At 61.2% G+C, this 14,976-nt stretch carries 14 protein-coding genes and 1 tRNA gene; 10 read left to right on the top strand and 5 right to left on the bottom strand.

Annotated elements, in window-relative coordinates:
- The first annotated feature begins 185 nt into the window (after positions 1 to 185).
- The 5 genes from yajC to A7X77_RS14090 all read left to right on the top strand — a co-directional run bounded on the left by yajC (position 186) and on the right by A7X77_RS14090 (position 4,907).
- Complete coding sequence (gene yajC, locus A7X77_RS14070) at positions 186 to 533, top strand: preprotein translocase subunit YajC (protein ID WP_064683514.1); 348 nt, start codon at positions 186 to 188, stop codon at positions 531 to 533.
- A 44-nt stretch (positions 534 to 577) separates the two neighbouring features.
- The gene (gene secDF / locus A7X77_RS14075) at positions 578 to 3,118 is read left to right on the top strand and encodes a protein translocase subunit SecDF (protein ID WP_064683515.1); all 2,541 of its coding nucleotides are present in this window, start codon (positions 578 to 580) and stop codon (positions 3,116 to 3,118) included.
- Between the two features lie 4 nt (positions 3,119 to 3,122).
- Positions 3,123 to 3,509 (top strand): Mth938-like domain-containing protein, encoded by a 387-nt coding sequence (locus A7X77_RS14080; protein WP_039619395.1) that lies wholly within the window; start codon positions 3,123 to 3,125, stop codon positions 3,507 to 3,509.
- A gap of 2 nt (positions 3,510 to 3,511) precedes the next feature.
- The gene (locus A7X77_RS14085; RefSeq protein WP_064683516.1) at positions 3,512 to 4,369 is read left to right on the top strand and encodes a phytoene/squalene synthase family protein; all 858 of its coding nucleotides are present in this window, start codon (positions 3,512 to 3,514) and stop codon (positions 4,367 to 4,369) included.
- Positions 4,370 to 4,439: 70 nt separating this feature from the next.
- A complete protein-coding gene (locus tag A7X77_RS14090) occupies positions 4,440 to 4,907 on the top strand; it encodes a hypothetical protein (protein ID WP_039619399.1) in 468 nt (155 codons plus the stop codon).
- A 9-nt stretch (positions 4,908 to 4,916) separates the two neighbouring features.
- Here the strand turns inward: A7X77_RS14090 and trmFO are convergent, their stop codons facing one another.
- From trmFO to A7X77_RS14105, 3 genes are all read right to left on the bottom strand, one after another.
- A complete protein-coding gene (gene trmFO / locus A7X77_RS14095) occupies positions 4,917 to 6,347 on the bottom strand; it encodes a methylenetetrahydrofolate--tRNA-(uracil(54)-C(5))-methyltransferase (FADH(2)-oxidizing) TrmFO (RefSeq protein ID WP_064683517.1) in 1,431 nt (476 codons plus the stop codon).
- Between the two features lie 100 nt (positions 6,348 to 6,447).
- On the bottom strand, positions 6,448 to 6,591 hold the full coding sequence (locus A7X77_RS14100) for a DUF1127 domain-containing protein (protein WP_004678841.1): 144 nt from the start codon (positions 6,589 to 6,591) through the stop codon (positions 6,448 to 6,450).
- A 299-nt stretch (positions 6,592 to 6,890) separates the two neighbouring features.
- Positions 6,891 to 7,037 (bottom strand): DUF1127 domain-containing protein, encoded by a 147-nt coding sequence (locus A7X77_RS14105; protein WP_004678838.1) that lies wholly within the window; start codon positions 7,035 to 7,037, stop codon positions 6,891 to 6,893.
- A gap of 893 nt (positions 7,038 to 7,930) precedes the next feature.
- Here A7X77_RS14105 and A7X77_RS14110 point away from each other — a divergent pair.
- The 5 genes from A7X77_RS14110 (at position 7,931) to A7X77_RS14130 (ending at position 12,115) form a co-directional block, all read left to right on the top strand.
- Positions 7,931 to 9,025: a DUF2157 domain-containing protein gene (locus tag A7X77_RS14110; protein ID WP_064683518.1), complete on the top strand. Its 1,095-nt coding sequence runs from the start codon at positions 7,931 to 7,933 to the stop codon at positions 9,023 to 9,025.
- Positions 9,022 to 9,612, top strand: a complete 591-nt coding sequence (locus tag A7X77_RS14115) for a GDYXXLXY domain-containing protein (protein WP_064683519.1) — start codon at positions 9,022 to 9,024, stop codon at positions 9,610 to 9,612. Before A7X77_RS14110 ends, A7X77_RS14115 begins: the two co-directional genes overlap by 4 nt.
- A gap of 153 nt (positions 9,613 to 9,765) precedes the next feature.
- Positions 9,766 to 9,850, top strand: a tRNA-Leu gene (locus A7X77_RS14120).
- Positions 9,851 to 10,053: 203 nt separating this feature from the next.
- On the top strand, positions 10,054 to 11,538 hold the full coding sequence (tig, locus tag A7X77_RS14125) for a trigger factor (protein WP_064683520.1): 1,485 nt from the start codon (positions 10,054 to 10,056) through the stop codon (positions 11,536 to 11,538).
- 154 nt (positions 11,539 to 11,692) lie between these two features.
- A complete protein-coding gene (locus tag A7X77_RS14130) occupies positions 11,693 to 12,115 on the top strand; it encodes a nuclear transport factor 2 family protein (RefSeq protein WP_064683521.1) in 423 nt (140 codons plus the stop codon).
- Positions 12,116 to 12,196: 81 nt separating this feature from the next.
- Here A7X77_RS14130 and A7X77_RS14135 read toward each other — a convergent pair whose 3' ends face one another.
- Both A7X77_RS14135 and A7X77_RS14140 read right to left on the bottom strand, forming a co-directional pair.
- Positions 12,197 to 13,966, bottom strand: a complete 1,770-nt coding sequence (locus A7X77_RS14135; RefSeq protein WP_064683522.1) for a B12-binding domain-containing radical SAM protein — start codon at positions 13,964 to 13,966, stop codon at positions 12,197 to 12,199.
- 161 nt (positions 13,967 to 14,127) lie between these two features.
- Complete coding sequence (locus tag A7X77_RS14140) at positions 14,128 to 14,931, bottom strand: endonuclease/exonuclease/phosphatase family protein (protein ID WP_064683523.1); 804 nt, start codon at positions 14,929 to 14,931, stop codon at positions 14,128 to 14,130.
- Positions 14,932 to 14,976 lie beyond the last annotated feature (45 nt).

A 14,976-nucleotide genomic window follows, 5' to 3' on the forward strand; every position in this document is an offset into this window, starting at 1 on the left:
TTGCTGCGGCAATCCGCTTTATCTTTCGATGCGGGTAGCATGGCGTTTTGCCGCCGGAAAGGTTATGAGGCAGCGGAATCGGTACTGTTTCCGGCTGTTTCTGTTGCATTCATCGAAGCGGCAACTATAGTCCGGCAACCTGAAAAATGAGGCGGAGTTCCGCCGCCAAGCCTGAGGAGTTTAGCATGTTCATCACCCCGGCATTCGCCCAGAGTGCGACCGACACCGCAACCGGTTTCGGGAGCTCCGGTTTCGAAATGATCATTCTGTTCGTGCCGCTGATGGTCGTTTGGTACTTCCTGCTGATCCGTCCGCAGCGCGCCCAGGCCAAGAAGCGTGAGGAAACCCTGAAGGCGATCCGTCGCGGCGACCAGGTCGTGACCGGCGGCGGTCTCGTCGGCAAGGTGACGAAGGTCGTCGACGACAAGGAAGTCGAAGTCGAGATTGCCGAAGGCGTTCGCGTCCGCATCGTCCGCAGCGGCATTTCGGAAGTTCGCGTCAAGGGTGAACCTGTCAAGGCCGACGCGGCGTAACAGGCGATAACGGCAAACCGCCGGATCGGAAGATCGTCGAGAGAATGTTGCATTTTTCCCGTTGGAAAACACTTCTGATTTGGCTGGTTGCGTTTGCGGCCGTCGTCATCGCTGCGCCCAATCTGGTGAGCGAGGCACAGCGCGCCTCTCTGCCGGATTGGCTGCGAAACGATCGCCTGGTGCTCGGCCTCGATCTGCAGGGCGGTTCCCATATCGTTCTGAAGGTCGAGCGTTCCGATATCGTCAAGGACCGCCTGGAAGAGGCGGTCGCGAATGTACGCGCCGCGCTGCGCGGCGCCGGCATCCGCTATACCGGGCTGACCGGCAACGACCAGACAGTCACTGTCCGGATCACCGATCCTGCTGAGACGCAGAAAGCGGTCGATCTTCTGAAATCCATGGCGACGACCCGCGGACATTCCGCCCCTGGGCTCGCGCTGCAGCAGGGCGGCGAAGGGCAGCTTTCACTGCAGATTTCCGACGCCGGCATTACCGCTGACGTCGCCTCCGCCCGGACCCGGTCGCTTGATATCGTCGCCCGCCGCATCGCCGGATTCGGCTATGAGAATTTCCACGTTCGCCCCGATGGCGACGACCGGATCACCGTGCAGGTGCTGGGGTCGGTCGATGCCGAGCGGCTGAAGAACCTCCTCAATCAGCCGGCCAGGCTTTCCTTTCATCTGATCGATGAAAGCATGTCGGGGCAGGAGGCGCTGAACGGTCGCTGGCCGGCGACCTCGCAGGTACTCTATTCGCTGGACGATCCGCCGGTTCCCTACCTCGTCGACCGTACGGCATTCGTCACCGGCAGCAACATGATCGACATCCAGCCTGTCGTCGATCCGCAGACCCAGGATGTCTCGATCGCCTATCGGCTGGATGCGGAAGGCACGCGGCGGCTGGCTGAGGCGACGGGGCAGAATATCGGCAAGCATCTTGCCATCGTCTTCGACGACCAGGTCATGTCGGCGCCGACCATCGATGCGGCGATCACCGGCGGTGAGGGCCGGATATCGGCGCACTTCTCCGAGGATGGCGTCCGCGACCTTGCGATCATGCTGCGCGCCGGCGCCTTGCCGGCAACGCTGACGAGCGTCGAGGAACGCAGCGTCAGCCCGAGCTTCGGCGCTGACTCCATCTTCTCCGGCCTCATTGCCGGCCTCGTCGCCGTTCTGCTCGTCGCAGCATTGATGATCGCGCTTTATCGGATTCTCGGCCTCGTCGCTGTCGTCTCGCTCTTCTTCAATCTGATATTGATCATTGCCGTGCTGAGCCTTGTGGGCGCGACGCTGACCTTGCCCGGTATTGCCGGCATCGTGCTCATCGTCGGCATGGCGGTCGATTCCAACGTGCTGATCTACGAGCGCATCCGTGAGGAGGAGAAAACCGGCCCCTCCTTTGCGCAGGCGGTCGGGCGCGGCTTCTCGCGTGCCTTTGCAACGATCGTCGATGCGAATGTCACGATCTTCATCGCTGCCGTCATTCTCTTTTTCCTCGGCAGCGAATCCATTCGTGGTTTTGCCGTGACGCTGGCGGTCGGCATTCTGACGACCGTCTTCACGGCATTCACGCTGACCCGCTCGATCGTTGCCGCCTGGCTGGCGCGACGCCATCCGCGGCACTTGCCAAAGAGCGTCCTGACCCATCTCTTCGAGCACGCCAATATCCGGTTCATGGGCATCCGCCGCTACGTTTTCACGGCGTCGGCTGCGATCTCGCTGATCGCCATGGCGGCCTTTGCCACCGTCGGCCTGCAGCTCGGCATCGACTTCACCGGTGGCTCGCTCATCGAGGTGACGGCGAAACAGGGCAATGCCGACATCACCGATCTCCGATCGCGCCTCAACGATCTCAATCTCGGCGAGGTCGGGGTCGAACGCACCGGCGGGCCGGCGAACGCGCGGATCCGCATCGCGTCCCAGGGCGGCGGCGAGAATGCCGAGCAATCGGCAGCGACGCTGGTGCGCTGCGAGCTCGAGGCGGATTATGATTTCCGCCGCGTCGAAGTCGTCGGCCCGGCCATCTCCGGCGAGTTGACGATGATGGCGACGCTCGGTGTCGTTGCCGCGCTCGCGGCAATCCTGCTCTACATCTGGATCCGCTTCGAGTGGCAGTTCGCCGTCGGCGCCATCGTCGCAACGCTGCACGACGTCATCATCATGCTGGGGCTTTTCGTGCTGACCGGCATCGAATTCAATCTGACGAGTATCGCCGCCGTGCTGACCATTGTCGGCTATTCCCTGAACGACACCGTCGTCGTCTATGACCGGATGCGCGAGAACCTGAAGCGATACACGAGGATGCCGCTGCCGATCCTGATCGATGCCTCGATCAATCAGACATTGTCGCGCACCGTCCTGACGGCGGCGACGACGCTGCTTGCCTTGCTGGCGCTCTACCTGTTCGGCGGCGACGTCATGCGATCATTCGCCTTTGCGATGCTCTTTGGCGTCGCTCTCGGCACTTTCTCTTCGATCTATATCGCCGCCCCCGTGCTGATCGTCTTCCGGCTGCGGCCGGAGAGCCCCGACGGGGAAGAGAGCAACAAGACGGATGCCGGTGTAAAATCCGGCACAGTGGTTTGAAAACATGGCAAAAGGCATAGAAATCCGCGCCGCGCATTTTCCCGGGCGCGCTCCGATCGACACTTACGGTAACGGCGGCTTCCGTTTTGCCGACATGTCGCATCGCGGCTCGATCCTTTGCCTGCCCTCCGGCATTCATGGCTGGGACATGGACATGTCGAAGCCGCTGTCGCTTGAAAATTTTCGCCGTGTGCTGGAGGAGGCCGCCGACATAGAAGTTCTGCTCGTCGGCACGGGAACCGAGCTTCGCCGTCTGCCCGACGAATTGAAGCAGGCGCTGAAAGCGCGCGGCATCTCCTCCGATCCGATGAGCACGGGCGCCGCAGTGCGTACCTTCAATATCATGCTGTCTGAGCAACGCGCCGTCGCGGCGGCCTTGATTGCGGTCTGACGATGGCTGACGCGAATATTGCGACGAACCAGGATGTCTGCCTGGCGATGCTGCGCGACAATGATCGCGACCGCTATCTCGCCTGCCTTCTATCGCCGCAGGACAAGCGCGGCGCGCTTGCGGCGCTTTACGCATTCAATGCCGAGCTCGCCCGCATCCGCGACCTGGTGCACGAGCCGCTGCCCGGCGAGGTGCGCATGCAATATTGGCATGACCTGCTGGAAGGCAGTGCGCATGGTTCGACGGCCGCCAATCCCGTCGCCGCCGCGCTTCTGGAAGCAATCGAAACTTATCGCCTGCCGCGCAAGACGCTCGTCGACATGATCGAGGCCCGCACCTTCGACCTCTATGACGATCCGATGGAAACGCGCCTGACGCTCGAAGGTTATGCCGGCGAAACCGCCTCCGCGCTCATCCAGCTTGCAAGCCTTGTTCTTTCGCCTGAGGATGCCCCACGATCGGCCGATGCCGCCGGCCATGCCGGCGTCGCCCAGGCGATTGCCGGCCTGTTGCTGCTGATGCCGCTGCATCGCCGCCGCGGCCAGCTCTATATTCCGCTGCAGATCCTTTCGGCCACCGGCCTCGACCGCGATGCCTTCCTTGCCGGCGAAGACCGACCGCGCATCTCCGCCGCCATCGAGGCCTTCGCCGGCCTCGGCCGCGAGCATCTGGCAAAGGCAAGGGGGGCAGGGCCGATTGCGCCCGCCGTCTTTCCGGCCTTCCTGCCGGTCACACTGGCCGAACCGGTGCTTCGCAAGGCACAGAGGCGGGGCGCCCTGCTGTTCGACCGGCCGCTACAGCCGCCGCAATGGCGCCGCCAGCTCGCAATGGCGCTGGCTGCATCGCGCAGGAAAATCTGATATCGGTCAAATTCGCGCAAGTCTCGCGCGCTACAAGGTCCTCACGGCTACCTTTGAACGGAGACTCGGCGTGGGCATTATCGTCTGGTGCGTCCTTTTCGCCATCGTCATTTTCTTTGCCTTCGTGGCAACACGCATGGCTGCGCAAAACAAGGAAGACGGTCTGCACGACACCGGTCTCGCCATCATCGAGTTCGGCCGCGCCTTTCCCAACGAGGCGATCCGCCAGCTGCAGGCGACTGAAAACGGTCAGGCGATCTTCGTGCGCCTCCACGACAACAAGGCCGGGCTGATGCGCAACATGGCGCGCCACTTCTCCTGCCATCTGATCGAGCCCGGCCGTGTGCGCGTGGTAAGCTCGGAGACGGGCAGGGGGCTGGCGATCGAATTTCTCGATGCGCCCAGTCACAACGGCAAGTTCGAGTTCGCGTCACCGAAGGAGGCTTCCGAAGTTGCGTTGTGGCTGCTCGGTAACTACATCGCTGAGCCGGACAAGGACCTGCCAGCCGGCCATATATCCGCGGCCAACAAGCAGTAGGACAGCTGCTCAGGCGCTTTCGGCAAACCTCGGTGTCTGGCCGAGCCAGGCGGCGCAGTCCGCAAGCGCGCGACGCGCGATCAACTGCCGTTTCATGATCGTCTTATCCTTGCCGCGGAAGCGCTTGACGCCTTCGGGCTTGACGATCGAGCCGGGCTCAAGCTCCGGAAACAGCCCGAAATTGATGTTCATCGGCTGGAACGAGCGTTTACCGGGCTCTTCGTCGGTGACGATGTGGCCGCCGGTGATATGACCGAGCAGCGAGCCGAGCGCCGTCGTCGCCGGCGGCAGTAAGATCGCTTCGCCCTTGCGTTCGGAGGCGGCAAAACGGCCGGCCATCAGCCCGACGCTGGCGCTTTCCACATAACCCTCGCAGCCGGTGATCTGGCCGGCGAAGCGCAGGCCGGGCCGCGACTTTAGCGTCAGCGACGGATCAAGCAGGGTCGGGGAGTTGATGTAGGTGTTGCGATGCAGGCCGCCGAGACGGGCGAACTCCGCATTCTCCAGGCCTGGGATCATCCGGAAGATTTCCGCCTGCGCGCCGTATTTCAGCTTCGTCTGGAAACCGACCATGTTGTAGAGCGTGCCGAGCGCATTGTCCTGGCGCAGTTGCACGACGGCATAGGCCTTGACTGTCGGATTATGCGCGTTCGTCAGCCCCATCGGTTTCATCGGCCCGTGGCGCAGCGTCTCGCGGCCGCGCTCGGCCATCACCTCGATCGGCAGGCAGCCGTCGAAATAAGGCGTGCCTTCCCATTCCTTGAAGCCGACAGTGTCGCCAGCGATCAAGGCGTCGACGAAGGCATTGTACTGCGCCTCGTCCATCGGGCAGTTGATGTAATCCTTGCCCGTGCCGCCGGGGCCAACCTTGTCGTAGCGCGACTGATACCAGCAGATATCCATGTCGATGCTGTCGCGGTAGACGATCGGCGCGATGGCGTCGAAGAAGGCGAGCGAATCCTCGCCCGTCTGCGCCTGGATGGCGCTGGCAAGCGACGGCGCTGTCAGCGGCCCGGTGGCGACGATGGCAAGATCCCAGTCGTGCGGTGGCAGGCCGGTGATTTCCTCGCGCACGACGGTGATCAGCGGATGGTCGTGGATCGCCTTGGTCACGGCTTCGGAAAAGCCGTCGCGATCGACGGCCAGCGCGCCGCCGGCCGGCACCTGGTGGCGGTCGGCGGCAGCCATGATCAGCGAGCCCGCCATGCGCATCTCGGCATGAATGACGCCGACAGCATTGCTGGTCGCATCGTCGGACCGGAAGGAATTGGAGCAGACGAGTTCGGCGAGCCCGTCGGTCTTGTGCGCATCCGTGCCGCGCACGCCGCGCATTTCATGCAAAATGACGGGAACGCCGGAGCTGGCGATCTGCCAGGCGGCTTCCGAACCGGCAAGCCCGCCGCCGACGACGTGAATAGGAGGATAGGAGATCGTGTTCATTCCGGGCTGATATCATGTCGGCAGATGCGATCCAACACCCGGAATCAAAAACGGCGCCCTGATGGCGCCGTCTTGAAGCATCGTGCCGGTTTTCCCGCGATTAGCGGAACGAGCGGGATGCGATGTTACGGATGTCGTAGCGGCTGACGCCGATGTCGGACAGGGTCTGGTTCGACAGGCTCCCGAGTTCGTTGAGTGTACGGCGGTAGCTGAGCCAGCTTTTTGCAATGCGGATCGGGTTCATTGTCATCTTCCTCGAACAAATGTCCGCTGGACGGCGGGATCGCCTGTCTCTCTGCGGTTGATGCTTATATAGGCGAAAACCCCCTCATTGTGCAGTGCAAATAAAAGGCGTCTGCCATGCAAATGTGCAATATGATGCTTGAGAATTGAGCGGTGAACATTTTTTGAGCGGGCTAAGGAACCGGGAAGATCCTGCAACCGCGGCGACCGTCGATCGCCGCAAACGAAAACGCCCGCTGCGGTGCAGCGGGCGTTTTAATCTTGGAGGGAACTGCTTGGGAGGAAGCAGAAATCTTTGAATTAACGCGAAGAAGCTTCGCGGGCGACGCGATGGATGTCCGAACGGTCGATGCCGAGGTCATGCAATTCGCGGTTGGTCATGCGGCCGAGTTCGGTGACCGTCTGACGATACTTGCGCCAATTGTTGAAAGAGCGGGTGATGTTCATGTTAAGCCCCTTTCCGAGGGTTTGATCTGCCAGCAGCCACCCATCGGCGCTGACCTCTATTTGATGACCAGAATATATGTTGCGGCGCGAAGGACGAAAACAGCCAAGTTTTCAAGTCACCTATGCGACATATGCAATGCTTTACACAATCTTACCGCAGTCTGGTCAACGAATAGGCAAAGTCACTTGAGTGAATACCCGAGCTTTGAAGTGGCGAAGGGCTGCGATGAGGAAAACCCGCCTCCGGTGGCTTGTGCGCTGGGCAGGCGGTCCGGTGCCGGTTCGACCAAGCCGTCAGTGATTGCAATGGCCCCCGCAAAGCGGCGCGATCACGAATGCGGGCGCCACGGCTTGATGCGAAGGAAAAATTCGGTGGACGTTGCTCGCCCGGTGGCGCAGCGCAACCAGCCTTGGATGTGCTAACGCCTTGAACTTACGCATTATGCTGTCATCAAATAAAACGCCCGCCGGGGGAGGATCCGGCGGGCGCATTATAGTGACTGGCAACTGGGAGGAGTGTCGCCAGTCTATCGCAGCGCGCTTGGGAGGAGGAGTGCGCGGCTGCGAATCTCGTCACGGACGAGGCATATCCGCGGGCGTCCGGCAGTGCCGGGCCGGGGCGCCATCCCCGTGCTTCGATATCTCGGTAAATAGTATGACTAATTGATATATTGCAGTGCAATAATTACATGAGAGGCATGCGGAACGTGCATACCTCTCCCTTCATATGCTGATATTAGCACTTCCGATGTTAGCGCCCGGTTAACGTCTGACCCAAATTAGACCAATGAGGAATTTGCATATTTAGCGCTGAGGCGTTTGCGAAGCTGCCTGCTGCGTCTATAAATGGCGGCGGCCGCAGCGCGAGCGTCGCGGAACTGAGGGGTGGAAGCATGTATCGCGGCAGATTGGAGCGGGATCTCTCGCTCTGGGTGGGCAAGGGTCTGCTGGCAAAGGAAACGGCCGGCGCGCTTCTCGCCGAATATGACAGCCGCCCGGCCAGCTTCAGCCTCGGCCGGGTGCTGATGGCGCTGGCGGCCGTGCTTCTTGCCGCGGCCGTTCTGCTGGTCGTCGCCTCCAATTGGGAAGCCATTCCACGCCTCGTCCGCGTCGGCGCCATCCTCGCCCTGATCTGGGCGGTGCATATTGCCGCCGCCCTGATGCTCGCCCGCGGTGCGGCGGCGGCCGCAGGCGGCTTGCTGGTCATCGGCGCGATGAGCTTCGGGGGTGCCATTTCGCTGGTCGGGCAGATGTATCATCTCTCCGGCGACCAGCAGACGGTGATGTATCTCTGGTTCGCCATCGCGACGATCTCGGCGATCCTGTTCCGTTCGGGCGCGGTGGTGGTCGTTGCGGGCTTTCTCTCCTGGGCGTCCTTCGCCGTTTATCTCGAGAACCATGACACGCATTGGATCGGGCTTGATCCCTGGATGGCGCCGGTCATGGCGGTGATCGTCATTGCGTTGGTGCGTTACACCGGCGCTGCGCGAGCGCGTCATCTCGCCTATTTGCTGCTGATCGGCTGGCTTGCATGGCTCTACACGCTCTATGAGCAGATGGCGGTGGCGCTCGCCTTCGCCGTCGGCGGCATGGCGGCCTTCGTGCTGACAGCGGTGCCGCACCCCCGTATCGCGCCCCTGGTCAGGAGTGCCGGCGCGGCCCCGGCTTTCTACAGCTTCCTCGTCGCGGCAATCGGTTTCCTGCTCCTGCATATCGAGATTGAGCAGGGATGGCGGCTGGTGGTGCTCGGACTGGCGACACTTGCCGCCGCCGTGCTGGCGATCGCGCTGCATGGCAGGAACAACGGCGCCGTACGTTACCTCGCCTATACGACCTTCGCTGCAGAGATGCTCTATCTCGCTTCCGTGACCGTCGGCTCGATCCTTGGCACGTCGAGCCTCTTCCTATTTTCCGGTCTTGTGGTCGCATTTGTTGCCTGGATCGTCATTCGGCTCGAGCGGCGCTTTTCGCGGGAGGCGCGCGCATGAGTTCGTGGATGGCAAGGCTGCAGTCCGGCGAGGGCTACCTGCTTTCGGCGGTCATCGTCGCCGGCCTGCAGACCATAATCCTCGGCACGATCATCCAGAGCCGGGCGTCGATTCTCAGCAATGGCGCCGAAGTGCTGCTGAAGACGGCCCCGGTCGATCCGCGCGATTTCCTGCGCGGCGATTATGTCGTCCTGAACTATGACATTTCCACCGTGCCGGGGCAGACGGTTTCCGGCGGCATTCCGGCCGAGCCGGGCGAACGCACGCTGTGGGTCCGGTTGAAGAAGCAGGCGGACGGTTTCTGGACGGTGACCGAATCGTCCTTCCACGCGCTGCCGCCGCAGCCGGAGACGGTGATCCTGCGTAGCCAGCCATTCTATAGTGGCGGATTGGCTGCGGGCGACAGCGTCCGCGTCGAATACGGTATTGAGCGCTATTACGTCCCCGAAGGTCAGGGTAAACCACTGGAGGAGGCGCGCAATGATGGCAACGTCGCCATAGCGGTGCGCGTTTCAGCGGACGGAAGCGCGCAGATCCGCAGCCTGCTCGTCGATGGCAAGCCGGTTTACGACGAGCCGCTTTACTGATCCCGCAAGCCCTCGGGGAAGGGGCGCTTTTAAGGCGCAAATCCCTTGTCATTTGCCCTTCATTTTTCCTTTGCCTCGACCAAATCGGGTGATATAGAGACGCCGCGCTCCGGAAGGCCTCATGCGCAGGCATAGGCATGCGGTTCTGTGGACGCGGGTATGGTGAAATTGGTAGACACGCCAGATTTAGGTTCTGGTGCCGCAAGGCGTGGGAGTTCAAGTCTCTCTACCCGCACCAGGCTGTTTGCAGGGGGAGGCCAAGAACTTGGTTGTCCCCGAATGACCGAAGGTTGTTCCGAATACTCGGAAGTGAGTGCCGTTCCCCTTTTGGCGGAATGATACAGGAATTGGGAAAAGCCACGCGCGGCACGCAGCCGGCGTCGTGCTCATCGAAACGAACGGCGTCTGGGCACGGCCGCCACGACATGAAGGTAGGAAGACATGCAGGTTATCGAAACGCTCGCTGAAGGGCTGAAGCGCGAAATCAAGGTCGTTATCCCGGCCAAGGACATGGAAGACAAGATGAATGAGCGTCTTGCCGATGTGAAGGACAAGATCCGCATCAACGGCTTCCGTCCGGGCAAGGTTCCCGCAGCTCACCTGAAGAAGGTCTATGGCAAGTCGATCATGGCCGAGCTCGTCAACGAGATCGTCCGCGAACAGCCGACCGCCATCCTGTCCAGCCGCGGCGAAAAGTCGGCCACGCAGCCGGAAATAGCCATGACGGAGGACAAGGACGAAGCCGACAAGATCCTCTCCGCCCAGCAGGATTTCGAATTCACGCTTTCCTACGAAGTGCTGCCGCCGATCGAGCTGAAGTCGGTCAAGGGCATCAAGGTCACGCGCGAAGTCATCGACATCTCGGATGACGAAGTCAACGAGCAGGTCCTGAAGGTTGCCGAAAGCGCCCGTTCCTACGAGAGCAAGACCGGCAAGGCCGCCAACGGCGACCGGATCACCATGGATTACGTCGGCAAGGTCGACGGCGAAGCTTTCGAAGGCGGCACCGATCAGGGCGCCGAACTGGTAATCGGTTCTGGCCGCTTCATCCCGGGCTTCGAAGACCAGCTCGTTGGCGTCAAGGCCGGCGAAGAGAAGACCATCACCGTGACTTTCCCGGCCGACTATCCGGCCAAGAACCTCGCCGGCAAGGAAGCGACCTTCGACGTCACGGTCAAGGAGGTTGCAGCGCCTGGCAAGGTCGAGATCAACGACGAACTGGCCTCCAAGCTCGGCATCGAATCCGCCGATCGCCTGAAGGAGATCGTCCGCGGTCAGATCGAATCGCAGTACGGTTCGCTGACCCGTCAGAAGCTGAAGCGTCAGATCCTCGACCAGCTCGACGAGATGTACAAGTTCGACACTCCGTCTTCGCTCGTCGACGCCGAATACAACGGCATCTGGAGCCAGGTGAACAACGACCTCGCTCAGTCCGGCAAGACCTTCGAGGACGAAGACACGACCGAAGAGAAGGCGCGTGAGGAATACAAGACGCTTGCAGAGCGTCGCGTCCGCCTCGGCCTCGTTCTCTCCGAAATCGGCGAAAAGGCCGGCGTCGAAGTCACCGAAGACGAAATGCAGCGCGCCATCTACGATCAGCTGCGTCAGTATCCGGGTCAGGAAAAGCAGATCCTCGAATTCTTCCGCAGCCAGCCGGGTGCAGCCGCTTCGATCCGCGCGCCGATCTTCGAAGAGAAGGTCATTGATCACCTGCTGACCGAAATCGATGTCACCGACAAGAAGGTGACGAAGGAAGAGCTGCTCGCCGAGGAAGAAGGTGAAGCCAAGGCCGAGATCAAGAAGGCCGCGCCGAAGAAGAAGGCTGCCGCCAAGACCGAAGCCGCCGAGGCTGGCGAAGGCGAGGAAGCCGCTCCGAAAAAGAAGGCTGCTCCGAAGAAGAAGGCTTCCGAGGACAGCGCCGAATAATCGCTTCCCGGTTCCGAAATTTGGAAGGCCCCGCCATCGTGCGGGGCCTTTTCTTTTTCAGCCGTCCGGCCTTTCATGGTTTATTCGTGGCAACAAATAGTTGAAATGAAGTATAATTCGATGCAGATTTGTTGATGGTGGGAGGGACCTGAAAATGACTGCAAAACACGACATGAAGAAATTGGTGGAGGAAATCTATGCTGTGCGCGACCGCGGCGATATCGAGGGCACGTTGGCGCTGATCGGAGAGGATTGCACTTTCCGGATGGCTGGCAATACACGGCTGGCGCCTTTTTCGACTGAATTGGGCGGCCATGCCTTTCGCCAGGTGATAGCGCAGCTCATCACGGTGTGGGATCTATCCAAGATCAGTACGACCGGCATCCATGTGGACGAGGATGAGCAGATCGTCTTCGCCCACCGCGAAGGGGAGGTCACACATATCCCGTCCGGCGTGAGCTTCAATACGGAATTCGTCGACAAGATCCATTTCAGGGACGGGAAACCGGTCAAGATCGTCGAATTTGTCGACACGCTACAGGTGGCCGAGACAACCCGGATAATCCAGGTGGCTTAAGCTGCCGCCGGAGCCCGAATTCGCAGAGCGCGCCTCGCATCAACCTTGCTACAAGCGAGGCGCTTGAGCGGGAGCTGTGGCTCAATGCCGTGTCAGCTCCGCGACTTTCCGAACATGGCTGACGGCCGCGGCCCCACCGGCGGTTTTGGTGAAGAGGCTGAGCGTCTCTTCCTCGTCGTCCGCGACGGGTGTGAGGGCCTGATCCGTGTAGCTCTTCGACTTGGCATCCCGTGAAATCAGAAAAGCAGAAATCGTCAGGCCGATGATCGTGCCGGCGAGCGAAACATGTTTGCTCAAGGTTTCCCAGGCAAAGCGCGGCCAGAAGGCCAGCGGATTTTCACGCGGCAGTTCGGGGCGCCGCTCCGACGGCGTCTTCAGGCGCATGAGGCCGCTTTGCAGCGGATGCACGTTTTCCAGCGGCACGGTGGTCGCGAACGAGACGAGAACCTTGACGAGCCTTGCCAGCGGCACGCCCGTCGCCACTGCCCGGCGCAGCAGCGTCTTCATATGATCAGGCGAATAATAGAGCGACCAGGCCTCGTGGTAAATCTCTTCCCATTGCTGCTTGCTCATCTTGGGGTGCGCAGTGCAGACATGTTCGACATCGTAAATGTTGAGATCGCCGTCCATCTCGACGCCCTTCTTCCACAGGACCTGATGATCCTCGGAACCCGGCAGCGGCGTCAGGATGAAGAACTCGATGACGTCGAGCGGCAGCTCTTCCTGGATGATCGCGATATCGCGGCGGATCGATTCCGGCGTGTCGGCCGGGAAGCCGAGAATATAGCCGGCCAGCGTCATAATGCCCTCAGCCTTCCAGGCGAGCAGCATCTTGCGGTATTCGGTGATCTTGTTCTGGTTCTTCTTGGCGGCGGTCAGATTGTCCGGATTGACGTTTTCGAGGCCGATGAAGACGCGGGTGACACCGGCGCGCCGGGATTTCTCGATGAAGTTCGGGATCTTGTGGCAGAGCGTGTCGACCTGGATCATCAGGCCGAGCGGAATGCCGTCCCGCTCCTTGAGCTCGATCAGCCGATCGAAGATCGCCTCCCAATCCTTGTTGCGGGCGAAATTATCGTCGGTGATGAAGAATTTATGGATGCCCTGCGCCCAGTTCATCCGCACCAGCTTTTCGACATCGTCGGCCGAGCGGAAGCGCGACTTGCGCCCCTGGACGTTGATGATCGTGCAGAACGAGCACTGGTAAGGACAGCCGCGCCCGGCATCGAAGCTGGTGCTGAGGCCGAGCGTGCGCTGGATATTGTCCTTCGGCAGGAAAGGAACCGGCGTGCCGCCGATGCCGGGAAGGTCGTTCATGAAGTTATAGAGCGGCTTCAGTTCGCCGCTAGCGGCGTCACGCAGCACCATGTCCAGCCGCCCCTCGGCCTCGCCGGCGAACATCGAGATGCCCATGTCGCGGCAGGCGTCGAGTCCGACCGCCTTGCCGTCGAGCATCGACAAGCAGCCGGAGACATGAAAGCCGCCCATCGAAACCGGCAGGCTGGCATCACGGAAGGGGCGGGCGATATCGAGCGCGCGCGGATATTGGTTGGACTGGACGCCGACCAGTGCGACCATGCCGAAATTGCCGTGGCGCCGGAACTGGGCGAGCAGGCGGGGGAAATCGATGCGCGTATTGGTCTCGTCGATCACGGTGATGTCGATCGCCGTATCGGGTCCGAGTACCTGGCGCTCGGCGCATTCGGCGGCGATGCCGTAGAGAGCCGCAAGCGAATTCGAGGGGATCATCGCCCGCCACCAGCGGATGACGTAACCGTCATCGTCATAATGCGACGGCTTGATCAGAATCAGCTGAAAACGTCTGCGTGCGGCTTCCAAAGCATGGGACAAGAGTATCTATCTTTCTCTAGAAACGTCTGCCCGGAGGCAAAATGGAGTTGAGAGCACAAATCAGGCACGGCGTATCAATGCGATTGATCAGGGTTTAAACTAAGGCGTAAAAATCGGGGGTGCGCGCAAAAGTTACGCGCAGCCCATCATTCCTCAATATACTACCCGACATCGAGCAGCAATGCGCGGTGGTCGGAGACCTCGGGCTCCTTGACCACCTCGAACCTGGCAACCTTCACCTCCGCCGTGGCCAGCATGTAATCGGCAAAGCGGCCCTCCTTCAGATAGTAGGAGGTTCGTGTGTCGACAAGGCCGTTTCCGGTAACGAGATCGGACAGGCCCAATCGAGCGAGGATCTTAAAGGTCTTGCTGTCGGGCAGCACGTTGAAATCGCCGCAGACCACGAGCCCTTCGTCGCCGGGCCAGACCCGTTCGATGAGCCCGGCCAGCGCCAGAGCTTGCTCTTCGCGCGTCGCCGTATCGCCCTTGCCGGCTGGGTCGCGCAGGCCATGCATATGGGCGATGGTAATCGCGGAAGCGTTCCCATGGCTGAAGAGCCGGATGCAATGCGCATTTCGCGGGCGGGGATGTTCGCCCCAGCCGCCGGCGGAAAAACTGCCGTGGACGAAGTCGCTCGCCTGGGCGATGACGGAATGCGATCTGCGAACGTAGGTCGCCAGCCCGAATTCGGCGACAATCGCGGCATCGCCGTCGAAGAGTGCGCCTCTCGATGTCGGGCAGAAGAAGCCGTCATGGCCGGGCAGGGCGGCGCTGATCTCCGCAAACAGATTGGCGCGCTGCGGCAATTCCAGCCCGGCATCGCGATAGACCGACCATCCGGGGCTCGCACCCGGCGCCCGCAGCACTTCCTGCAGGCACAGCACGTCAGGATCGGCCTGCTTGATATAGGCGATCAGCGCCTCATGCAGCCTGCCGCCCCATGCGTTCAGCGAAATGATGCGCAATGTCTTCGGCTCCCTTGGGTGGCCGGATAGAGATGGCTGCCCTGT

This window comes from Rhizobium bangladeshense (assembly GCF_001662075.1).
Classification (GTDB): Bacteria; Pseudomonadota; Alphaproteobacteria; order Rhizobiales; family Rhizobiaceae; genus Rhizobium; species Rhizobium bangladeshense_B.

Bases quoted from the DNA above. Each gene is read 5' to 3' on its own strand.
- yajC (WP_064683514.1), top strand. From the start codon at position 186: ATGTTCATCACCCCGGCATTCGCCCAGAGTGCGACCGACACCGCAACC.
- secDF (WP_064683515.1), top strand. From the start codon at position 578: ATGTTGCATTTTTCCCGTTGGAAAACACTTCTGATTTGGCTGGTTGCG.
- A7X77_RS14080 (WP_039619395.1), top strand. From the start codon at position 3,123: ATGGCAAAAGGCATAGAAATCCGCGCCGCGCATTTTCCCGGGCGCGCT.
- A7X77_RS14085 (WP_064683516.1), top strand. From the start codon at position 3,512: ATGGCTGACGCGAATATTGCGACGAACCAGGATGTCTGCCTGGCGATG.
- trmFO (WP_064683517.1), bottom strand. From the start codon at position 6,347: ATGAACACGATCTCCTATCCTCCTATTCACGTCGTCGGCGGCGGGCTT.
- A7X77_RS14100 (WP_004678841.1), bottom strand. From the start codon at position 6,591: ATGAACCCGATCCGCATTGCAAAAAGCTGGCTCAGCTACCGCCGTACA.
- A7X77_RS14105 (WP_004678838.1), bottom strand. From the start codon at position 7,037: ATGAACATCACCCGCTCTTTCAACAATTGGCGCAAGTATCGTCAGACG.
- A7X77_RS14110 (WP_064683518.1), top strand. From the start codon at position 7,931: ATGTATCGCGGCAGATTGGAGCGGGATCTCTCGCTCTGGGTGGGCAAG.
- A7X77_RS14115 (WP_064683519.1), top strand. From the start codon at position 9,022: ATGAGTTCGTGGATGGCAAGGCTGCAGTCCGGCGAGGGCTACCTGCTT.
- tig (WP_064683520.1), top strand. From the start codon at position 10,054: ATGCAGGTTATCGAAACGCTCGCTGAAGGGCTGAAGCGCGAAATCAAG.
- A7X77_RS14130 (WP_064683521.1), top strand. From the start codon at position 11,693: ATGACTGCAAAACACGACATGAAGAAATTGGTGGAGGAAATCTATGCT.